Genomic DNA, 21,196 nt, shown 5'->3' with positions numbered 1-21,196 from the left:
TCGGTGAGTTCCTGGCAAGATCTCCGCATGTCCGAAGCGAAGGTCGACGCCCTCACGCAGAGGATGGCCGAGCACATGGCCCTGCCCTTCCCACCCGGCTTTCGCGGCCTCGACATCGAGAGCCAGGACATGGTGATGCTCGACGCCGACGCCTACGGCTACGCCCTCGGCGTCGTCGAAGGCCCGCTCAACGAGCAGCGCTGTGCGGGCCTGACGCGGCTGATGACCGTGTTCGAGCGCGTCCTTCCGGCGATCCACGACGAGTACGCGACCAGGTACTTCACACACGTGCGCGACATGGCTGCGATGGCCGCCGAAATCGAGGCCCAGCGCGACATGTAGTCCATGCCGCCTACCCGCGCAAAGTCCACGGCCGCGTCATCCGTGGAGACCGCCAGTCCTGCGAACCGGCTGAGTCAGGATCCGGCGGCTTCGCATCTATGCGGTCGGCGTGCTGCTCGTCGGGGGCCGCCCGGCCCAGGCGGCGTGCAGGAGTCCGCCGAGGCCTTCCGCGGTCACCTCTCGGGGGTTGGCGTAGGGGTTGGCCAGCGTGACCTGGACGATCCGGTCGATGTCGCTCTCGGCCATGCCGAGTTCCCGCAGCGACCGCGGGGCGCCGAGCCGGCCGGCGAGGTCCCACAGATACGAGGCCGGGTCGGCCGGGGTGGCCAGAGCACGGCTGAGCGCTGCCACCGCCTTGGGTGCCGCGACCTGGTTGTGGGCGAGGGCGTGCGGGAGGACCACGGTGTGGGTGGGGGCGTGCGGCAGGTCGAGGGTGCCGCCGAGGGCGTGGCAGAGCTTGTGGTGCAGGGACATGGTGGTGGCCCCGAGGCAGGCGCCGCACAGCCAGGCGCCGTACTGGGCGCGGGCTCGGGCGTCGAGATCTGTACCGTCGGCGACGACGTCCGGGAGTGCGGCGGCCAGCGTTCGCACACCTTCCTCGGCCATCAGGTCGATGACCGGGGAGGCGTCCGGGGCGTACAGGGCCTCGACCGCGTGCGCGATCGCGTTCATGCCGCTGGTCACCGAGACGTCCGTCGGCAGAGCGACCGTGAGCGTGGGGTCGTACAGCACGGAGACCGGCAGGACGCGTGGGTCGCGGCCGGTGCGCTTGACGCCGTTCTCCGTCAGACCCCACACGGGCGTCATCTCGGACCCGGCGTAGGTCGTCGGGACAGCGATGACCGGCAGGCCGTACCGGAGGGCGACGATCTTCCCGAGACCGATCGCCGAGCCGCCGCCGACGGCGACGCAGCCGTCCGCGTTCACCTCTGTCGCGCGTCGTTGCGCCTCGGCCGCCGACTCGGCGGGCACGTGCATCCGCGCGTGGGGGTGGACGTCCACGGCGCGGGGGCCGAGGAGGCCGGCGACGGTCTCGGCGAGCTTCCGCTGTCCGGGCGAGCACAGCACCATGACCCGCTTGAGTCCTGCGTGGTCGATCTCGTCGGCGAGCCGGTCGAGGGCGCCGGTACCCATGACCACGCGCATCGGGAGCGCCTGGTAGCTGAAGTCGAGCGGGGTGTTCACCGGGTGTCCTGGTCCGTCTCGGGGTCGACGGTGATGTCGAACTCGGCCAGGCGGAACGGAGCGGTGACCCGGTACGTGCGGGCCTTCTCCTCGTCGTCGACCTGCGGGAAGTCGACGACCAGGCTCTCCTTCACGGCGAAGACGGCGTCCGAGTCCAGGTAGGGGCCGTCGGCGACGAAGATGTGCGTGGTCAGCGTTCGGTGGCCGTCGGCCTGGACGATGAAGTGGATGTGGGCGGGGCGGTAGGGGTGCCGCTCGGTGGCGTCGAGCAGCACTCCTACCGGGCCGTCCGTCGGAATGGGGTAGTGGCTGGGCACGACCGTGCGGAACCACACGCGGCCTTCGTCGTCGGCCCGGAACAGCCCGCGTCCGTTGCCCGGCGGCTGCACGTCGGGCTGTTGCACATCGTAGAAGCCGTCCTCGGTGCACTGCCACACGTCCACGCTCGCCCCGGCCAGTGGACGGCCGTCCGCCGATGTGACGCGGAGCGACACGACACAAGGTGTTCCGGTGCCCATGAGATCGATGGTGTCGCCACTCTCGCGCTGGGGGGACTCCACGACGTGGAAGGGGCCCAGGACCGTGCTCTCGGTGCCGCCGCCCTCCTCGTTCACCGTCTCGACCAGCATGGAGACACCCAGCACGTCGGAGAGCAGGATGAACTCCTGACGAGTGGGGTCACATGTGTGCCCGACGGCGGTGAGGTAGTCCACCGCGTACTCCCACTCCTGGATCGTGGGGCGCAACTCACGGACGTAGCCGTGCAGATGGCGCACGAGCCCTTGGAGCAGCTCACGCAGCCGGGGGTCCGGGGTGTCACGGAAACTGTCCACGGCGGCGGCCGTTATCGCCTTCACCGCCTCGTCGGTTCCGGGCATGGCATACCTCCAGTGGTGGCGCGTTCCTCGACCGGGGTCGCGGCCTCGATGTGTGTCTGCTGCCGTGCGCCGGAGAGCGCCCGCGCTGGTCGACGCTCCCCGCCAAGCGCCGAAGGCGCAGAGGCCAGGATGCGAGGGAAACGCTAGGGAGCCACGACCAGGGGCGATATCCGCAAAACGCGACCGCCACCCGCATCGCGCGACACGTTCCGGACGGCCGGGCAGGGACGAGGCCAGGAGGGCTCGTGGGGGACTCACGTCCACCACCTGGGTGATGAGGCTCGCACCAGACCGATGACCTGGCATGATCTGCCGGAAGCCGCGGATCACCCCTTGTTGCGCAGGCAGGGCCCGGATAACAATGGCGCATGGGCCGCTCCCCCTTGGCGAGCCACGTGCTGTGCCGCGACTCGGGCTTCGAGGACTTCCGCGAACGCCTCAACGACCTGTTCTATCCGGCGGAGGTCACCCCGCTGTCGGGTCCTGAGGGCCCCGGCGGCGAACTCCGTGGCACGCGCACTGAGCACATCACCGTCGGGCTGATGACCTTCGGCCAGCGCACGCGCGTCGATCCCGGGCGGACGCCGTCGCACTACCACGTCAACATCGTCCTGCGAGGGGCCATCGAAGCGGCCACCGGCCGCCAGGAGATGGTGGCCACCGCCGGAGACGCGATGGTCTTCACACCGACACAGCAGCACCGGCTGCTGAGCTGCGCCCACGGCGAGCAACACTTGGGAATCAAGATCGACCGGAGCCTCGTCGAAGCCGAACTCGAGGCTCTCCTGGGCCGCACTCTGCAGGCTCCACTGGAGTTTGCGTTCGACTTCGATCTGGCGACCGCGCCCGGGCGTAGCTGGCGCAGCACCCTGGACCTGTTGCTGGCCGAGTCCGACAACACCAGCGGGCTCATCGGCCGACGCCCGGTCCAGCAGCACTTCGAGCGCGTCCTCGTCAGCGGTCTGCTGCTGGCCCAGACGCACAACTACACGGAAGCGCTGCTGCGTCCGCAGCCTCCCGCCTACCCGCGGACGGTACGCAAGGCCGTCGACCTGATCGAGGCCCACCCCGAGACCCCCTTCACCGTCGGGGACCTGGCCCGGGCGGCAGGCGTCAGTGTCCGACGTCTCCAGGAAGGATTCAGGGAGCACCTCGGCGTGACCCCGCTGACGTACCTGCGCAACGTCCGCCTGGACCGTGTTCACGCCGACCTCCTCACGGGCGCCACCGGAGTCACCGAAGCGGCCGGGCGGTGGGGCTTCAGCCACCTGAGCCGGTTCTCCGCCGCCTACCGCGAACGCTTCGGTGCCGCACCCTCCGAGACACTGGCCGGGTCCGGAGGTCGGAGCCTTGGCAAGCGCGGGAACCGCGGGTAAGGCGGTCAACGGTTGCCGACATGGCCGTTGGCGCGGCCGCCGTACTTACCGAACAGTCCAGGGTCACGTGCATGAGGTTCCACGGTTCGCCGATCTGAAGGGGATCCCGCTCACGGCGCGTTCCACGACCTCCTCCACCAGGCCGCCTTGAGGGGGGACGCTCCCAGGCACCCTCTGCGTCGAGCGCACCGGAGGACAGTGGTCGTCCACGGAACGGCTCTCGCCCAGGCACGAGGCCCCCTGTCTGACCGCGCGAGCCTCGCCATCGGTGTTACCCGTCCCCTGACCAAGCTGTGGTGGATGCTGCGCGCGGGCGGTCGAGATGGTCCAATCTTCATATTCATCTGAGAGCCGTCGGGCCGAGCTACGTGGACGGCCACAGCGTGGTCGCAGGACGGCCGGGACGGGAGGCGGGGTTGGGCGAGCACGTCGGGGTGTGGGTGAGGCGGTTGCGCCCGGCCGCGGACCCTGGGGAGCCCACCTGCACGCGCGAAACAGTACGCCGTGCGACCGACCAGGTCGGTGACCTACCGGTCGCGTGGGCGGTCGGGGTGGCGGCCGACATCGTCCAGGGCAACGCACTCCCGGATCTGACCGGCGTCGGTCTGAAGGGCCCGCAGGTCCTGCGCTCCACCATCGAGGCGATCGTCATCTCGACGCTCGTCGCCATCGAGGCCGACGGACATCCACCGGCGCAGCTCCCGCCCGAGGCGGAGGCGCAGATCGTGGACCTGGTCCACCGCCGGGTTCCTCTCGACCTGCTCCTCACCCATCAGCGCAGGATCCACTCGCAGTTGGCCGACCACTTCATGGGCGGCTGTCGCTCCCTGGTACCGCTCGCCGATCTCGCGGCGTCACTTGAGCACGTGTCTCATGTGCTCTTCGAGTTCGCCGACACGTTCGCCACCATGACCGCCGAGTCGTACGCCGTCGAGAACGAGCGGTTCCTGAGGAGCACCGCGGCTGCCAGGTACGAGACGGTTCTGGCGCTGCCGGCGGGAGAGGGCTCCGTCGACGCGATGTCCCGACAGCTGGCCTACCCGCTGGCGAACGCGTACCACATCGGTCTGGTTCTGCATCCCGTGACCTCGCCGAGCCCCACCGGGGATCACTTGCACCAGGTGGCCCGGTCCCTCCTGCGCGGCCTCGGCGCGGACGCACACCGGGTGGTGCCGGTGGACCGCACCGAGGCATGGGCATGGGGAGCGTTCCGGGCGCGGCCACCGCGTGAAAAGCCGCTGCTGCCCGACGGGTCCGACGTGATGGTGGGCATGGCGTCACCTCACCGAGGCGTCCAGGGCTTCCGGCGCGCCCACGAGGAGGCCGTCGACGCGGCGCGGGTGGGGGCTTTGGGCATGCCCTCGACGGCAGACGCGAACGTCGTCCGGTACGACGAGGTCCGGTTGCTCTCGCTGCTGATCGCGGACCCCGACAAGGCCGCTCGCTTCGTGAGGGACGAACTCGGCGCACTGGGATCGAGCGCGGGTTCCACACGGGTTCTCCGCCGGACAGTGCGGGCCTACCTCGACTGCCACGCCAGTCCGCAGGAGGCCGCCAGAGAGCTGCAGGTCGCGAAGAACACGGTCATCTACCGGGTCAAGCGGGCCGAGGAACTCCTGGGCCGCCCCGTCAGGGAGTCCCAGCTCGAGCTGCACGCGGCACTCCGCCTCGCGGAGCTGTTCCCCGATCTCGACGACACCGGTCACTGACGGGCACACGTCACACATCCCGCGCGCCGCCACGGCCGTCGGCCCCTTCGCCGCGCCACCGTTTTGGACCCCGGGCCCAATCGGCGTCGCAACCTTGGCCGGTCAGGCATAGAGGCCTGCGTCACGCCCGGACTTCAATCAACAGCAGGACGACAGCACCGGCCACCGCTTCGGCGTGTGAGCCGCCGAGGCAAGGAGGCCTCATGACGACTCTCGATGACGTCACGACGTTGGGACCGCAGGCACAGGGCGAAGTTCGCGAACGTCTCCTGCAGACCGCTCGCGACCTGCGGCCGCTCCTGCGTGAGCACGCCGGCGAGTCCGAGCGCAACCGCCGTCTGGCCGAGAACACGGAGCGGGCCCTGCGCGAGTCCGGGTTGTTCCAGGCCACGGCGCCCCGCCGGTCGGGCGGGGCCGGCGGAGACGTCCGGACCCTCATCGAGCTGTCGGCCGAGATCTCTCGGGGGGACTCGTCCGCGGGCTGGGTCGCCTTCATCGCCAACACGACCGCGTTCGGTATGGGCCTCTTCCCCGACGACGTACGGGAACTGGTGTATGGCCCGGACCCCCGCAACGTCGCGATCAGCCAGTTCGCCCCAGGCGGGACCGCCGAGAAGGTCGACGGTGGCTACCGCATCAACGGCAAGTGGGGTTTCGCCTCGGGCTGTTACCAGGCCCAGTGGACGCTGAACGCGTTCCTGGTCCTCGACGCGGAGGGGCAGCCCTCGGAGGTGCGGTGGGCGCTGATGCCGCTGGCCGACATGCGGATCGAGGACACGTGGTACGTCGTCGGCATGGCGGGGACCGGCAGCAACACCCTCGTGGCCGAGGACCTCTTCGTCGAGGATCGGTGCACCCTGGACCTGGAGACGTTCATGGGTACGGCTGTCTTCCCGATCTGGCACGAGGACGAGACCAGCTACCGGGCGTCGCTGAACAGTCTCGCGTGTCTCGGCCTGTGCGGTCCGCTGCTGGGCATGGCCGAGGCCGCCTGGGACTTCACGACGGAGAACCTCGGCAAGGGCCGCCCCGTCAGCTACTGGGCCTACTCGGACCACCGGGACGCCCCCAGCTACCGCCTCGCTCTTGCCGACGCGCGGGTCGCGATCGACGCGGGCAGGATGCATCTGCTCAGGTCCGCCGACGAGATGGACGACGCCGCCCGCGAGGGCCGGGTCCTCGACACGGCGGCCCGGGCGCGGATCCGCGGCGACTCCGAGATCGCGACGCGCAACTTCCGCCGGGCCGTCACGCTCATGCTCGACATCGTCGGCACGAGCAGCTTCGCCCAGTCCAACCCGCTGCAGCGGGTCTGGCGTGACCTGACCGTCGCCAGCGGCCACGGCCTGAACAACCCGCCGCTGAACCGGGAGATCTACGGCCAGAGCCTCGTCGGTCGCGACACCGCGGAGATCGGTTCGCTCTGAGGTCGTCACGGCCGGGCCCTCGTGGCCCGGCCCTCTGGCCTCCACGGCGCGACCCGACACGTCGAAAGGATTTTCGCCATGACGACATTCGCCATGCCTTCGCCCGCCCACCCCCCCGATCCACCTGACCGCAGCGGAGCGGGCGGAGTCACTGCCGGCCGAGACCTTCAGGTCGGCGTTCCGGATGCATCCCTCCGGCGTCACCGTCGTGACCGCCGACCTGGGCGGGCGGCCGGTCGCGATCACGGTCAGCTCGCTGGCCTCCGTCAGCGCCGAACCGCCGCTGATCGTCTTCTCCGTCTCCTCGAAGGCCTCCAGCAGCTCGGTCCTGCGGCAAGTCGACAGCGTCGTCATCCACATGGTGGGCAGCGACCAGCTCTGGCTCGCGCAGCTAGGGGCTACCAGCGGCGTCGACCGATTCGCCGATACGAGTGCCTGGACGCGACTGGCCACGGGCGAACCGGTCTTCACGGCAGCACCCGCGTATGTGCGGGGGAAGGTGGTCTCCCGTATCGAGGCGGGAGAGGCCTCTATCTTCGTCGTCCACGCGGTGTCGGCGACCGTGCCCGAGGGCGCCGCCGAGCCCGTGTCGGCTCCGCTCGTCTACCACTCCCGGTCCTGGCACCGGCTCGATGAACGCTCGAAGCTGGCGTGACGCGGGCTGCGGTTCTCGTGCCAGGTCCGACGGACCCACTCGCTCCCGCAGCGCCGGCTCACGGCGTGCCGGTGAGGCTGCGCATCACCTCCGCGGCAGCGCGGTACGCGCGCACCGGCGGCTGCGCCTGCGACACCCGCCTACAGGCGCGCCACAGAAGCGAAGACTCCGGTCGACCCTGTCGGCGAGCGGGCCACCCAGCATCGTCCGTCGAAACGACCGAGGGGCCCGGGACCGCACGGCGCCGATCAGCGCCCCGTGCCCGGCACACCGCCCCAGCGCCGTGCGTGCGCAGACACCATGGAAGTCAGGGCGCGCGGATCCGGCGAAGTGGCGGACCCAGTGAGCGTCCGGCTTCGAACCGCGCGGGACGCGGTCACGCGTTCGGCAGCCAGGGCGCGAGCGCGGCGTCGACCAGACCGACCACCAGGTCCTGTTCAAGGTGCACGCCGTGCAGGAAGCGCTCGAACAGCAGCGGTCCGAAGATGCGGGCGACGAGTTCCCTGGCGTGGTCCTGGACGCCGGGGCGCAGTTCTCCGCGTTCGACGGCGGTGGCCAGCGCGCGGGTGAGCTCTTCGTCGGCCCGGCCGAACATCTCCTCGCGGATGCGCCGCGCGTCCTCGTCCCGCTCGGCCCGCTCGATGACCGTGACGAGGATCGACACGGCGCTTGGCTGGTTGAGCCGATGGGCCATCTGCTCCGCCTGGGAAACCAACTGGTCGCGCACGGGGCCGTCGCCGAAGGAGAGCAGGGGGCCGACGTCACCCGCGAGCGCGTCGAGCAGGAGGGCCTGCTGATCGGGCCAGTGCCGGTAGACGGTCGCGCGGCCGATCCCGGCTCGTTTGGCGACGCCGGCATGGGTGACGTTCTCGGGTCCGCCTTCGACGAGGAGTTCGGTCGCGGCGGCCAGAGCGGCGGCTCGGCTGCGCAGAGCACGGGGGTCGTCGTTGCTCCGGAGCATCGGAACACCTCTTTCTCGGCAACTTGTGAGACGCATTGACTCACAACCTATCTTCGATACATACTGTCTCACAGATGGCCACGGAAGTCCCGCCGAAGCGGGCGTCGTGGCCCTCCCCTGCCAGATCTGGTCCCCATTTACGGGTCCGCCGACCGAAGGAGAGCTCATGTCCGTGAACGAGAACGCCGTCATCCTGCGTTTCGCCGATCGTGCGACCGCCTACCAGGCGCTCAGTGACCTGAAATACCTCAGCCCCGCCACGACGGAGGTCCGTGCCGCCGTTCTGATCGAGCGCCTGGAGGACGGCGCGGTGCGCATTCCGGAGGGACTGGACACCGCGGAGGGACGCAACACGGCGGTCGGCGGGCTGGTCGGGTCGCTGGTCGGCATCCTCGGCGGACCCCTCGGCGTCCTGATGGGTGTGGGCGTCGGCGCGCTGATCGGCGGAGGCTACGACTACAAGAGGGCCGAGGAGGCCACCACCGCCGTCGGCGCCTTCGTCCAGCACGTCCCGCCCGGCGGCACGGCCCTCCTGGCCGAGGTCAGGGAGAGCGACACCCAGGCCCTGGACATGCTGGCCATGCGCTACGACGCCGTCCTCGAGCGCCGCCCGACCGACTCCGTTCGAATCGAGCTGAAGGCCATGGAGGAGGCCGCCGAGCGGATCCGCAAGGAAGAGGCGAAGGCCAAGCGCGCCGACAAGCGCGCCGAGATCGCGCAGAAGTTCGGCCGGCGCCCCGGCGGACGCGAGGAGGACGACGCGGCCTCGAAGGGCACGCTCGCCGTGTGACCGGCGCGAGCGCCATGGACGCGGGGCACGGACCGCACCGCGGTGCGACTTCTCTGCGCCCCGCTGGTCGGGGCGGGCCGATACCCCCCCGGCCCGCCCCGACCGCTTCACCCCACCGCTTCATCCGACACCGAGCACGGGCCTCGCACTCCCGGCCTCGCCGACCTGCCGACCTGCCGAAGGGAAAGACCCTCACTCCGGCGAAGGAGGGCCTGACCAGCCAACTCCCTCATGTCCGACGAGGCGAACCGCTCCCGCCAACTCGACTGCTACACCGGACCGGGAGGCCCCGCGTCTGCCGGCAAGGTCCGTACCGCCCGGGCGACGTCCACGCGGAGGTCGTCGAGGGTGTAGTCGGGGCCGAGGATCATGCGCCGCAACTGGGGCATGCCGATGCTCCAGCTCGCCAGGGCCAGCGCGAAGAACACCCGCGTGCGAGCGTCACCACCAGGAGCGGCGGACGCGGCGGCGTCGACCTTGTCCTGGTAGTGGCGGGTGCGGGCCTCTTCCGCGGCAACGGGCCGGTCACCGATCTCCAGGGCCTCCCACATGACCAGGCGCAGGGCCTCGGGGTGGGCGCGATGGTAGTCGAAGAGACGCTCGGCGTAGCCGGGCAGGTCGTCGCTCGGCGGGACGGCCTCGGCGAGGTCGGCCAGCACGCGTTCGAGGACGACGGCGAAGAGCTTGTTCTTGTCGCCGAAGTAGTCATAGATCGCACGCTTGTTGGCCTTGGCCTCGGCGGCGATACGGTCCACCCGGGCACCGGCGACCCCATGCGCCGCGTACTCCGCCGTCGCCGCCGCGAGGATGCGTTCTTTGGTCGCAGTGGAGTCGTATGCCATGCGTCCCAGGGTAACGAACTGGTTCGTTTGACCAATCCACGGCCGACATGCCAGCCTCATAACCGAACCATCCAGTTCGTTCGGTTGGAGAGGAACGATGTCCCGCAAGCTGCCCCTGCTGATGGCGCTGGCCTGTGGTGTCGGCGTCGCGAACGTCTACTTCCCCCAGGCCCTCACCCCGCTCATCGCCGATGGCCTGGGTGTCGCCCCGGCCACCGCGGCGATCGTGGCCACGGTGACACAACTCGGCTACGCCGCAGGGATCTTCCTGCTGGTGCCCCTCGGCGACCGTCTCCCCCGCCGTCCTCTGATCACCGGGCTGCTCGCCACGACCGGCCTCGCCCTCCTGGTCGCCGGACTCGCCCCGGCCACCGGTCCGCTCCTCGCGGCCGGCGCCGTGGTGGGCATCGCGACGGTGGTCCCGCAACTCCTGCTGCCCATGGCGGCCGGTCTGGTCGAGCCCGATCAACGGGGAAGCGTGATCGGCACCCTGCAGGCCGGCCTCATCGGCGGCATCCTGCTGGCCCGCACCTTCGGCGGCGTACTGGGCGAGCACCTGGGCTGGCGTGCCCCGTACCTCGTCGCCGCCGCGCTCACCGGGCTGCTCGCCGTCGCCCTCGGCCTCGCCCTGCCCAACGACGCCCCGGCCGTGCACGACCGCTATCCGACCCTGCTCTCCGACACCCTCCGGATGCTGCGCACCGAGAAGGCGCTGCAGCGCTCCGCGCTCTTCCAGGTCACCGTCTTCGGCGGGTTCAGCGCCGCCTGGACCGCCCTGGCCCTCCTGGTGACCGGCCCCCGGTACGGCATGAGCACCCAGGCGGTGGGCCTGCTGGCCCTGATCGGGGCGGGCAGCATGTTCTGCGCGCCCGCGGCCGGACGCTGGGTGGACCGGCTCGGTGCCGACCGGGTGAACCTGTGGTGCATCGTGGCCGCCCTCGCCGCGGCGGCAGTTCTCACCGCGGGCTCGATGGGCGGAGCGGCAGGCCTCGTGGCGCTGGCCGCCGGACTGCTCCTGCTGGACGTGGCGGTGCAGTGTGGTCAGGTCGCCAACCAGGCCCGCATCTTCGCTCTGCGACCGGAGGCCCGCAGCCGTCTGAACACCGGCTACATGACCTGCACGTTCCTCGGCGGCAGTGCCGGATCGTGGCTCGGGACCCGCGCCTACCTCCAGTTCGGCTGGGGTGCCGTCTGCGGCCTCATCGCCGTGACCGCACTCCTCGCCCTCGCCGCGTACCAGGTCGGCCGTCACGGTCGGCAGGACAACCGGGACGCCCGTCCCCACCCGATCGGCACAGCGCGGTGAGCACCCTTGCTGCCGGGTTCCCTTCTGCGCGACTCACGCGGAGGGGAACCGGCCAGGTCAACCCGCATTGAAGCGGCACGAGCCCGCCCGGTCGGCCTCGGTGCTGTACGGCACGGCACCGCGAGGTCGAGGACGGCGTTGACGTCCCAGGTGAGGGATTCGGACTCGGAGCCGGCCATGGCGTCGCCGGTCCAGCCGTTCTTCTCAGAGGGCGGTATGTAATTTGATCCTTGGTCTCCCGGAAGCTCCCCACCACAGCGTCGGTGGCGGTCTCGACGGTGAAGTCCACTGGTGGTCCTAACCTTTCGGGATGCTCTGGCCGGTGAGGTGGTCGGTGAGCCAGTCGCCGGTGAGCGCGTCGCGTTCGGCCGCGTGGTTGTAGAGCGTGTGCTCGCCGTCGGGCCAGATGCGGACGGTCGCGGCGACGGGGTCAGCGGCACGCAGGAAGGGCTCCTGGTCCTCGTAGCGGGCCAGAGGATCCTGGCCGCCGTGCAGCAGGAGCAGCGGGCAGGTGATGCGGTACTTGTCCGGGTCGAAACGCAGGGCATCCATGACCTCGGTCACCCGGTCCGGGGCGTCGGTGCCTACCACGGCGGCCATCTGCTCACGGGCGGTGCGGTATTCGGGGACCGTGGGCGCGGCCGGGGCGCCGTTGACCACCACCGCGCCGACGCGTGTATCGGCGGCGGCCAGGTGAGCGGCGAACAGGCCGCCGAAGCTGACGCCCTGCACCCCGATCGCGCCGCCGAGGCGGGGATCGGCCTCGACCAGGTCGACGAAGCGGGCGAAGCCCTCTGTGACGCGTTCGTCGACGTACAGTCCGTGACGCAGCCGCGACTCGCCCTGACCCGGACCTTCCGCGAGCAGGCAGGCCAGGCCGCGCGAGGTGTAGGCGTCGGCGACCGGCAGGTACGCGGCTCCCCAGCCGCTGAGCCCGCCCCAGACGATGACGGTGGCCTGTGCCTCGCCGGTCGGCGGCAGACACAGCCAGCCGCCGAGCCGCCCGTGACGATGCGGGATGTCCACGCGTTCCACGGCGGGTGCCAGAGCGGCGGTCGCGGCGGTGTGCCGGGCGTACAGATCCCGTTTTTCCGCGGTGTCGGTCTGGTGCGCCATCTGCGCGAACATCCAAGCCGCGGAGGCGAACCGGTACGCCTGCCGGGCGGTCGTGCGGTGCCCCGACTCCTCAGCCAGACGGGCCCGTTGCAGCTGTGTCCGCGCGATGGCCGCGGCTGCGTCCTGCCACGGTGTCCCGGCTGCGGTGTCGGCGAGCAGGCGGCGGGCGTCAGCCGGGTCCATGGCGCAGTCGGTGAGCCGCGTGAAGGGCATGGCCCGGTGCTGGGCCGCCACCAGCGGCGGCAGAGGAGCCGTCCCGGGGACTGCGGCCGTCATGCGATCGCCTTGGCCGTGCCGGACAGCGCGCCGTCCAGGTCGTCCACGAGCGCGCCGAGGTCCGTGCGGTCGGCCGCCGCGCCGAACAGCACGAAGTCAGGGCGTGCCAGGTAGGCGACCGCGCCGAGCCGCTGCAGGTACTCCCGGTGCCGCCCGTCGAGGTCGTCGACGGTGTCGAGGGCGACCACGGTGCAACCCAGGCGCGTCAGCCTGGCGAGCCGGTCGGGGCCGAGGGCGGCGGTGGGATCTTCGGTGGCGACCAGGGTGAAGCCGTATCCGGTCAGGTCGTCGAAGCGTCCCGTACGGCCGTCGGCGAGGCGGATGCGGCCCTGCGGGGTGAGGGTGCCGACGGGCGCGTCCCCGTCCGGCCTGAGCACCCCGCCCGCAAGGGGCGGGAACGGTGGCGGCGGCGGGACTTTGCCCGCGAAGAAGGCCGCATCCCGAGCCGCCGCTGCTTCGACGTCGTGGGTGTTGGCGACCTTGCCGAGGCCGATCGCCCTGTGGGTGAGGGCGGTGACGTGCGGGCGGCGCTCGCTCTCGTAGGTGTCCAGCAGAGCCTCGGGCGCCAGTCCGCCGAGGACGAGGTGCAGTTTCCAGGCGAGGTTGGTGGCGTCGCGCAGGCCGCTGCAGGCGCCCTGGCCGAGGTAGGGGGGCATGGTGTGGGCGGCGTCGCCGGCCAGGAAGACCCTGCCGGTGCGCCAGCGGGTGGCGATGCGGGCCTCGAAGCCGTAGACGAGCCGGCGGGTGATCCGCACATCGTCCGGGCCCAGGTCGTGGTACTGCCGCAGCAGCCGCCAGGCGGCCTCCGGGGCGGTCATCTCCTCCCGGGACTCGCTCGGCAGCAGGGCGAACTCGAAGCGCTGGCGGGTGGTGCCGATGTTGATGGTCATGTGCCCGCGCGCGGGATCGCAGTACTGGGTTCCGTAGGCGAACTCCGGTGGCTGGGGTCGCAGCCACTCGGTGTCGATGTTGACCCACTGCTCGTTGAAGCCGAGGTCCTCGCGCTCCACTCCGAGCAGTTCCCGTACCCCGCTGCGGCTGCCGTCGGCGGCGATCACATAGCGGGCCCGGACCTCGTCGCGCGGACCGTCCGCACAGCTTGTCTCGGCGTTCCAGCCGCGCAGGCGCAGGGTCACGCCGTCGTCGTCCTGGTCGAGGCCGGTGACCGCCCAACCCTGGCGAACGTCGACCGAGCCGTAACCGCGCAACCGCTTGTCGATCGCGTGCTCCACGTCCGGCTGGTACATGGAGATGTGATCCGGATATCCCATCGGGCCGTCGAGGTTCGCCGGGATGCGCACCAGCGTCTCGCCCTTGCCGTTGACCCACAGGTACTCGCACGGGGACGAGTCCCGCAGCGCCTCGTCGACATCGCCCGCAGCCTGGACGGTACGTGCGGTCTCGTCGTCGATGTGGGTGAGCCGGGGCAGCCCGTACAGGGCCGGCCAGCGTTCGCAGACGACCACCCGGTGGCCGAGCCGGCCGAGCAGGGATGCCGCGGCGAGTCCGGTCGGACCGTAGCCGACGACGGCGATGTCATAGTGCGGAGCCATCGGACACCTCCAGAGACAGCCCCGCGCCGTTGCGAGGGGTCGTGGTGGGATGGGAGAGGGGTGCGGCTCGACCGTGCGGTGCGTGCCGCAGCTCCGTGTGAATCGAGATTCACAGTTGGAGTGAAGCGAGATTCACACAACGGCAACATGGACGTCAAGAGCCCGGTCGATAAACTGCGCAGATGACCGAGTCCCCCACCCGCAGGCCCGCCGCCCTCCGTGAAGGCAGTCGCCGTTCGCAGCAGGACCTCATGCAGGCCGGGTACGCGCTGCTCGAAGAGGGTGGAGTGGACGCGCTCACCGTGGCTGCGGTCGCCGAACGGGCCGGCATGGCGGTCGGCAGCATCTACCGCCGGTTCGGAGACAAGGAAGGGCTTCTGCTCGCCATCCAGCACGCCTTCACCGAGAACCTCCAGGCCGAGATCACGGAACGCATGTCCGTGGAGCGGTTGCGCCTCCTGCGCGATCCGGCCGTGGCGATCGCCGAAGCGGTCGGCGCGATCACCGACGCCTTCCGGGCACACGAGGCCCTGTTGCGCGTTTTCCTGCTGCTCGGCACCCGGCACGAAGCGGTACGGGTCGAGGGCTCGCGCGTCAGCGTGGAGGGCAAGCGCTACTTCACCGAGGCGCTGCGTCACACACCCGTCGCACACCCGGACCCCGAGGCCGCCCTGGACTTCGCCTTCCGCCTGGTCTACGCCACGATCGCGCACCGCATCACCCAGGGCGAGTTCCTCGAATCCGACCGCCCACTGCCCTGGAACGAGCTGCGCAGTCACCTCCAGACCGCGGTCATCTCCTATCTCCTCGGCACCCCGGACGGCCGCTGACCTCCCTGACGCACCGTCGCACACAAGGGTGCGCACGGGGCTTGACGCAGCGGGATCGATTGTGAGCTCACGCTCACCACAAGTGTGATTGGCGGCTCACACATAGGTTCGCTCCAGTCGCTTCCGGCTCAGGCCCTCTCCCACCCCCGGAGCTCCGTCGTGGCCCGAGCAAGTCGAAGGTGAGTTGTCGATGCATGCGACCGTGCCTCTGCCCACCTCCGACGTCGAACTGTTCGCCGAGGACGTGCTGCACGACCCCTACCTGGCACTCCGCGACATCAGGGAAGCCGGGCCCTGTGGTACGGCTGACCGCCTTACGACGCCTGGGTCCTTTCCCGCCACGAGCACGTCGGCGGCGGCCCTGTCCGACCACGCACGTTTCTCCTCGGCGCACGGCGTCGGCTACGAGGACCAGTTCAACGCACGGATGCAGGGCACCGTGCTGGTCAGCGACCCGCCGGACCAAGCCCGACTGCGGGCTCCGCTGTCCGACAAGCTCACCTCCAAGGCCCTGGCGGGGCTCCGCACCCGGATCGCCGCCCTCGCGGACGCCCTCGCCACCGACGCCGCGGCCAAGGGCGACTTCGACGCGTAACGGATCTCGCCGCGGTGCTCCCCGTGACCGTGGTCGCCGACCTGGTCGGACTCGGCGAGGAGGCACGGGGCCCGCTGCTGTCGTTCGCGAACGCGGCGTTCAACACCTTCGGCCCGTTGAGCGCCCGCGCCCCGGCATCCATCCCCTTCGTCAACTGGATGTTCGGGGACCTCAGCACGGTGATGGCGCCGGAGAACCTCCGCCCGGACGGCTGGGTCGCCGCCATCCACCAGGCCGCGGAGCGGGGGAAAAATCGCGGCCGCCTCCGTGGTGCCCCTGCTGTCCGCGTACGTGATCGCAAGCATGGACACCGCCATCAACGCGATCGGCAACACGATCCTCTTGTTCGCCCGGCACCCGCAGACCTACCAGGAAGTACGCGCCGAACCGGCGCTCGGCGGCCCGACGTTCGGCGCAAGACGCGACAACGCCTGTGACCTGTTCGCCGTACCGCATCAGCCGAACACGTCAGAACCCGTCGACAGGAAGCCCCCTTGGGCCACGGCACCTTCAGCAGGATCGTGTCGCGGGCCGCAAAGCAGCGGGACGCCTGACCGTTCCGCGAGCTCGCGGGCGCTGACACCGTACGCCTCCCGGATCCATACGTCGTCAGGGCAGACGCCGAAGGCACCGCAGTCGGTGCGGACCCGGCCGACGCAGCCGACGCCGGTGAGCGGGTAGGTGCACCGGGGAACGAGTCTCGGTTTTCAGGCCTGCCCTTGTTCAGGGACCATGCACCGTCGGCGGATCCACGCCCGGGGCAGCCGCCCTGCGTTCCGGTCCCCTGCCCGGCTGCACCACTTCACGGGACGCGACGATCCGCCCCGGAAGTCGAGGACCCGGTCGCCTGCGGGATGCCGCCGCTCTGCTGAACGCCTGGAGTCCTCGCCCCCGAGTTGCCCACCAGCGTGGGCTCGGCCCGCCCAGTGGCTGGATCCGTGCGTCAATTTCGTTCGGGACACTTTGTTGGTACGTCCTGACATACCCGTTGACATCCGCGCGAGGCGGCTCCATAGTCTCTCCAACTAGAGCGCGCTACTAAAGCGCTCCAGTCGCTGAACAGGTGGTCCACACCTACGACCGCCGCAGAAGCGCCGTCACGCACGGCACACACATGCCATCCGCGCGCCGCCTCGTTTCTCGGTGATCAGGCATCGACCACCGACGTCGGACGCGCCCCAGCTCATCACCGACTCCACCCCGACAAGCACAGCGAGGTGCAAGGGACATGCACAGAAACCACCGAGCCGCGGTCCTCACCGCTACCGTCCTGGCCGGGACCCTGCTGGCCGCCGGCTGTTCCAGCAGCTCGGGCGGCAAGAAGTCCGAGGAAGGCAACGCGGCCGCCTCGGCGGGCAAGGCCACCACCCCGCGCATGACGGTGGCCATGGTCACCCACGCCTCCCCCGGCGACACGTTCTGGGACCTGGTCCGCAAGGGCGCCCAGGCCGCAGCCGCCAAGGACAACGTCAAGCTCGTGTACTCCAGCGACCCCAACGCGGGCAACCAGGCCAACCTGGTCCAGAACGCCATCGACCAGAAGGTCGACGGCATCGCCCTGACCGCCGCCAAGCCCAGCGCCATGAAGGACGTCGTGGCCAAGGCCACCGCCGCCGGCATCCCCGTCGTCGGCTTCAACTCCGGCGTCGGCGACTGGAAGCAGCTCGGCATGCTCGAGTACTTCGGCCAGGACGAGAACATCGCGGGCCAGGCCTTCGGCCAGCGCCTGAACCAGCTCGGCGCCAAGCACGCCCTGTGCGTCATCCAGGAGCAGGGGCAGGTCGCCCTGGAGGCCCGCTGCGCCGGCTTGAAGAAGGGCTTCAGCGGCCAGACGGACATCCTTTACGTCAACGGCACGGACATGCCGTCGGTGAAGGCGACGATCACCGCCAAACTGAAGCAGGACTCGTCCATCGACCAGCTGGTCACCCTCGGCGCGCCGATCGCGCTGACGGCGGTCCAGTCGTTGTCCGACGCCGGCAGCAAGGCCAAGCTCGCCACCTTCGACCTCAACAAGGACCTGGTGAAGGCCGTCCAGGACGGCAAGGTCGAGTTCGCCGTGGACCAGCAGCCGTATCTGCAGGGCTACCTCGCCGTCGACGCCATCTGGTTGTACAGGACGAACGGCAACTTCAGCGGCGGCAGCACCGCGCCCGTCCTCACCGGCCCCGCCTTCATCGACAAGACCAACGTCGACACGGTCGCCAAGTTCGCCGCGAACGGGACCCGGTGATGAGCATGGCCCAGCACGCCGAGCCGGCGGTGAACACACCGCCGGCCCCCGGCCCGGAGGAAACCGACGGCCGGACCGTGCAACGCACCCTGACGTTGAGGGCGTTGGCCCGGCCCGATGTGGGCGTCTTTCTCGGTGCCGCCGCCGTGTACGTGTTCTTCCTGATCGCGGCACCGCCGGTGCGCGACGCCGGCTCGATGGCGAACATCCTCTACCAGTCGTCGACCCTCGGCATCATGACCGTCCCGGTGGCGCTGCTGATGATCGGCGGCGAGTTCGACCTGTCGGCCGGCGTCGCTGTGATCACCTCCGCCCTCACCGCGAGCATGCTCAGCTACCAGCTGACCATGAACGTCTGGGTCGGCGTGATCGCCGCCCTGATCGTCTCCCTCGGCATCGGCTTCCTCAACGGCTGGCTCGTGGTCAGGACCGGCTTGCCCAGCTTCCTGGTCACCCTGGGATCCTTCCTGATCCTGCAAGGGGTGAACCTCGCGGTGACCAAGCTGGTCACCGGCAACGTCGCCACCAACGACATCAGCGACATGGACGGCTTCAGCAGCGCCAAGAGGGTCTTCGCCTCCAGCTTCGACATCGGCGGCGTCCAGGTGAAGATCACCATCTTCTGGTGGCTGCTGTTCGCCGCGATCGCGACCTGGGTGCTCCTGCGCACCAGGTACGGCAACTGGATCTTCGCCGTCGGCGGCAACAAGGACAGCTCGCGAGCCGTCGGCGTGCCGGTGGCCTTCACCAAGATCTCGCTGTTCATGCTGGTCGGCGTCGGCGCCTGGTTCGTCGGCATGCACCAACTGTTCTCCTTCAACACCGTGCAGTCCGGCGAGGGCATCGGCCAGGAACTCATCTACATCTCGGCCGCGGTGATCGGCGGCTGTCTGCTGACCGGCGGCGCCGGATCCGCGATCGGCCCGGTCTTCGGGGCGTTCATGTTCGGCATGGTCCAGCAGGGCATCGTCTACGCCAACTGGAACCCGGACTGGTTCAAGGCCTTCCTCGGCGTGATGCTGCTCGGCGCCGTCCTGATCAATCAGTGGGTCCAGCGCACAGCGACCCGGAGGTGACCCCTATGACGAACCACGCAAGCGGCACCCACGGCGCCGTCCTCGCCCACGATGTCCCCGACGACGCCGAGCGCCTGATCGTCCAACTGCGCAACGCCGGCAAGGCCTACGGCAACATCCGCGCCCTGCACGGCGTGAACCTGAAGGTCCGGCCCGGCCAGGTCACCTGTGTCCTGGGCGACAACGGCGCCGGCAAGTCCACCCTGATCAAGATCATCTCCGGGCTGCACCAGCACACCGAGGGCGAGTTCCTCGTCGACAACACCCCGGTGCGCTTCTCCACCCCGCGCGAGGCGTTGGACAAGGGCATTGCCACCGTCTACCAGGACCTCGCCGTCGTCCCGCTGATGCCGGTGTGGCGCAACTTCTTCCTCGGCTCCGAGATGACCAAGGGCCCCTGGCCCATCCGCCGTCTCGACATCGAGAGGATGAAGAAGACCGCCGACCACGAGCTGCGTGAGATGGGCATCGTCCTGGACGATCTCGAACAGCCCATCGGCACGCTCTCCGGCGGCCAGCGCCAGTGCGTGGCCATCGCCCGCGCCGTCTACTTCGGCGCCCGCATCCTCATCCTGGACGAGCCCACCGCCGCCCTGGGCGTGAAGCAGTCCGGTGTGGTGCTCAAGTACGTGGCCGCCGCCCGAGACCGCGGCCTCGGGGTCATCTTCATCACCCACAACCCCCACCACGCCTACATGGTCGGCGACCACTTCAGCGTGCTGCGCCTGGGCACCATGGAACTGTCCGCGGCCCGCGATCAGATCACCCTCGAAGAGCTCACCAACCACATGGCCGGCGGCGCCGAACTCGCAGCCCTCAAGCACGAGTTGTCCCAGGTTCGTGGCGTCGACACCGAGGCTCTGCCGGAAGGGGAAGACCTCACCGCGCCCGTGGCGGCCACGGGCGAGGCGGCCGCGTCCTGACAACGGCACACGCCTCAACTGTCCACACAGGTGGGCGTCCGCGGTCCGGCCCCGGGACGTCGTTCCCAGAACGCCTGGCCGAAGGCGCCCACCGACATCCGAGCGAACAGGGGGAAAGCCTCGCATGAGCACCGTACGCGTCGGAGTGATAGGCGCCGGCAACATGGGCGCCGATCATGTGAACACCCTGCACCGTCATGTCTCAGGGGCCGTGGTCACCATGGTCGCCGACATCGACGAGGAACGGGCCGCCACCGTCGCGGACGCCGTCCCCGGGGCGCGTGTGACCGCTGCCCCCCACGCTCTGATTGATGATCCGGCGGTCGACGCCGTCGTCATCGCCTCGCACGACACCACCCACGCCGATCTGGCCGTCGCGGCCGTACAGGCCGGGAAACCCGTGCTGTGCGAGAAGCCCCTCGCCCCCACGCCGGCCGAGTGCGTCCGCGTCGTACGGGAGGAGCGGCACACGGGCGGGCGGCTGATCTCGCTGGGATTCATGCGCCGCTTCGACCCCGCGTACACAGAGCTCAGGGCTGCGATCGCGGCTGGTGCCTGCGGGTCGCCGCTGCTGCTGCACTGTGTCAGCCGCGGGGTCTCCTCGGCTCCCGGTGCCACGGACGAGCTCAGCGTCACCGGGTCGGCCGTCCACGAGTTCGACACCGTGCCCTGGCTGATCGACTCCCGGATCGAGGAGGTGAGTTGGCACGCCGGTCGCTCCACGAGCACGGCCACCGGCCTGCGCGACCCCCAACTGATACTGCTGCGCACCGCCGACGGCGCGCTGACCACCGTCGAGGTGTTCCTCAACGCCGGTTACGGCTATGACATCCGCTGCGAAGTGGTGGGCGAGCGCGGCACCTTGGCCCTGACCCACCCCGCGCGCGTCGTCACCGACGCCGCCGGCGCCCGGTCCCTCGGCCACCCGGCCGACTGGCGCCCCCGGTTCGCCGACGCCTACCGCCTCGAACTCCAGGCCTGGATCGACGCGATCGCCTCCGGCGCGCCCTCGCCCCTAGCGACCGCGGACGACGGCCTGGTGGCGAGCGCGGTGGCAGAGGCCGTCATCACGTCCATGAAGAACGGGGGCAGCAGCGTCGCCGTCCGGGTCCCGGAGGTCTGA

General features: G+C 70.2%; 20 protein-coding genes. 14 read left to right on the top strand and 6 right to left on the bottom strand.

Going from position 1 to position 21,196, the window contains the following annotated elements:
* Positions 1 to 27 precede the first annotated feature (27 nt).
* Positions 28 to 342 carry a hypothetical protein gene (locus IOD14_RS21315; protein ID WP_212671165.1) on the top strand — a complete coding sequence of 105 codons (315 nt, stop codon included), beginning with the start codon at positions 28 to 30 and terminating at the stop codon, positions 340 to 342.
* A gap of 96 nt (positions 343 to 438) precedes the next feature.
* Here IOD14_RS21315 and IOD14_RS21310 read toward each other — a convergent pair whose 3' ends face one another.
* Together IOD14_RS21310 and IOD14_RS21305 are read right to left on the bottom strand one after the other, a co-directional pair.
* A complete protein-coding gene (locus tag IOD14_RS21310; RefSeq protein ID WP_349252433.1) occupies positions 439 to 1,527 on the bottom strand; it encodes a maleylacetate reductase in 1,089 nt (362 codons plus the stop codon).
* Positions 1,524 to 2,405 (bottom strand): dioxygenase, encoded by an 882-nt coding sequence (locus tag IOD14_RS21305; protein WP_212671164.1) that lies wholly within the window; start codon positions 2,403 to 2,405, stop codon positions 1,524 to 1,526. Before IOD14_RS21305 ends, IOD14_RS21310 begins: the two co-directional genes overlap by 4 nt.
* Before the next feature lie 368 nt (positions 2,406 to 2,773).
* Here IOD14_RS21305 and IOD14_RS21300 point away from each other — a divergent pair, with 368 nt between their 5' ends.
* The 4 genes from IOD14_RS21300 (at position 2,774) to IOD14_RS21285 (ending at position 7,572) form a co-directional block, all read left to right on the top strand.
* Positions 2,774 to 3,781 carry an AraC family transcriptional regulator gene (locus IOD14_RS21300; RefSeq protein WP_123993002.1) on the top strand — a complete coding sequence of 336 codons (1,008 nt, stop codon included), beginning with the start codon at positions 2,774 to 2,776 and terminating at the stop codon, positions 3,779 to 3,781.
* 551 nt (positions 3,782 to 4,332) lie between these two features.
* The gene (locus IOD14_RS21295; RefSeq protein ID WP_212671163.1) at positions 4,333 to 5,490 is read left to right on the top strand and encodes a helix-turn-helix domain-containing protein; all 1,158 of its coding nucleotides are present in this window, start codon (positions 4,333 to 4,335) and stop codon (positions 5,488 to 5,490) included.
* Between the two features lie 203 nt (positions 5,491 to 5,693).
* A complete protein-coding gene (locus tag IOD14_RS21290; RefSeq protein WP_212671162.1) occupies positions 5,694 to 6,917 on the top strand; it encodes an acyl-CoA dehydrogenase family protein in 1,224 nt (407 codons plus the stop codon).
* A gap of 184 nt (positions 6,918 to 7,101) precedes the next feature.
* Positions 7,102 to 7,572 carry a flavin reductase family protein gene (locus tag IOD14_RS21285; protein WP_212671161.1) on the top strand — a complete coding sequence of 157 codons (471 nt, stop codon included), beginning with the start codon at positions 7,102 to 7,104 and terminating at the stop codon, positions 7,570 to 7,572.
* A gap of 376 nt (positions 7,573 to 7,948) precedes the next feature.
* Here the strand turns inward: IOD14_RS21285 and IOD14_RS21280 are convergent, their stop codons facing one another.
* Positions 7,949 to 8,533, bottom strand: a complete 585-nt coding sequence (locus IOD14_RS21280) for a TetR/AcrR family transcriptional regulator (protein ID WP_212671160.1) — start codon at positions 8,531 to 8,533, stop codon at positions 7,949 to 7,951.
* Between the two features lie 166 nt (positions 8,534 to 8,699).
* On the opposite strand from IOD14_RS21280, the gene IOD14_RS21275 reads away from it, so the two are divergent.
* Complete coding sequence (locus tag IOD14_RS21275; protein WP_123993006.1) at positions 8,700 to 9,323, top strand: DUF1269 domain-containing protein; 624 nt, start codon at positions 8,700 to 8,702, stop codon at positions 9,321 to 9,323.
* A gap of 269 nt (positions 9,324 to 9,592) precedes the next feature.
* Here the strand turns inward: IOD14_RS21275 and IOD14_RS21270 are convergent, their stop codons facing one another.
* A complete protein-coding gene (locus tag IOD14_RS21270) occupies positions 9,593 to 10,165 on the bottom strand; it encodes a TetR family transcriptional regulator (RefSeq protein WP_212671159.1) in 573 nt (190 codons plus the stop codon).
* A gap of 97 nt (positions 10,166 to 10,262) precedes the next feature.
* Here IOD14_RS21270 and IOD14_RS21265 point away from each other — a divergent pair, with 97 nt between their 5' ends.
* Entirely contained in the window at positions 10,263 to 11,471 is a 1,209-nt protein-coding gene (locus tag IOD14_RS21265) for an MFS transporter (RefSeq protein ID WP_212671158.1), read from the top strand.
* Between the two features lie 297 nt (positions 11,472 to 11,768).
* Here the strand turns inward: IOD14_RS21265 and IOD14_RS21260 are convergent, their stop codons facing one another.
* Positions 11,769 to 12,863 (bottom strand): alpha/beta hydrolase, encoded by a 1,095-nt coding sequence (locus tag IOD14_RS21260; RefSeq protein ID WP_249126006.1) that lies wholly within the window; start codon positions 12,861 to 12,863, stop codon positions 11,769 to 11,771.
* Positions 12,860 to 14,416 carry a bifunctional 3-(3-hydroxy-phenyl)propionate/3-hydroxycinnamic acid hydroxylase gene (locus IOD14_RS21255; protein WP_212671157.1) on the bottom strand — a complete coding sequence of 519 codons (1,557 nt, stop codon included), beginning with the start codon at positions 14,414 to 14,416 and terminating at the stop codon, positions 12,860 to 12,862. Before IOD14_RS21255 ends, IOD14_RS21260 begins: the two co-directional genes overlap by 4 nt.
* A gap of 182 nt (positions 14,417 to 14,598) precedes the next feature.
* Here IOD14_RS21255 and IOD14_RS21250 point away from each other — a divergent pair, with 182 nt between their 5' ends.
* From IOD14_RS21250 to IOD14_RS21225, 7 genes are all read left to right on the top strand, one after another.
* Positions 14,599 to 15,246, top strand: a complete 648-nt coding sequence (locus tag IOD14_RS21250; RefSeq protein WP_212671156.1) for a TetR/AcrR family transcriptional regulator — start codon at positions 14,599 to 14,601, stop codon at positions 15,244 to 15,246.
* A 190-nt stretch (positions 15,247 to 15,436) separates the two neighbouring features.
* Positions 15,437 to 15,841, top strand: coding sequence for a hypothetical protein (locus IOD14_RS44390; protein WP_249126005.1), 405 nt, complete (start codon positions 15,437 to 15,439; stop codon positions 15,839 to 15,841).
* A 23-nt stretch (positions 15,842 to 15,864) separates the two neighbouring features.
* Positions 15,865 to 16,278 carry a hypothetical protein gene (locus IOD14_RS44385; protein WP_249126004.1) on the top strand — a complete coding sequence of 138 codons (414 nt, stop codon included), beginning with the start codon at positions 15,865 to 15,867 and terminating at the stop codon, positions 16,276 to 16,278.
* A gap of 791 nt (positions 16,279 to 17,069) precedes the next feature.
* The gene (locus tag IOD14_RS21240) at positions 17,070 to 18,074 is read left to right on the top strand and encodes a substrate-binding domain-containing protein (RefSeq protein ID WP_123993009.1); all 1,005 of its coding nucleotides are present in this window, start codon (positions 17,070 to 17,072) and stop codon (positions 18,072 to 18,074) included.
* Positions 18,074 to 19,150 carry an ABC transporter permease gene (locus tag IOD14_RS21235; protein ID WP_123993010.1) on the top strand — a complete coding sequence of 359 codons (1,077 nt, stop codon included), beginning with the start codon at positions 18,074 to 18,076 and terminating at the stop codon, positions 19,148 to 19,150. Before IOD14_RS21240 ends, IOD14_RS21235 begins: the two co-directional genes overlap by 1 nt.
* Before the next feature lie 5 nt (positions 19,151 to 19,155).
* A complete protein-coding gene (locus tag IOD14_RS21230) occupies positions 19,156 to 20,073 on the top strand; it encodes an ATP-binding cassette domain-containing protein (RefSeq protein WP_212671155.1) in 918 nt (305 codons plus the stop codon).
* A 124-nt stretch (positions 20,074 to 20,197) separates the two neighbouring features.
* Positions 20,198 to 21,196: a Gfo/Idh/MocA family oxidoreductase gene (locus IOD14_RS21225; RefSeq protein ID WP_212671154.1), complete on the top strand. Its 999-nt coding sequence runs from the start codon at positions 20,198 to 20,200 to the stop codon at positions 21,194 to 21,196.

The sequence above is a fragment of the Streptomyces sp. A2-16 genome (assembly GCF_018128905.1).
In the GTDB taxonomy this organism is placed as follows: Bacteria; Actinomycetota; Actinomycetes; order Streptomycetales; family Streptomycetaceae; genus Streptomyces.
The sequence above is the reverse complement of the archived record's forward strand: the minus strand, read 5'-3'. Positions and strand labels throughout refer to the sequence as shown.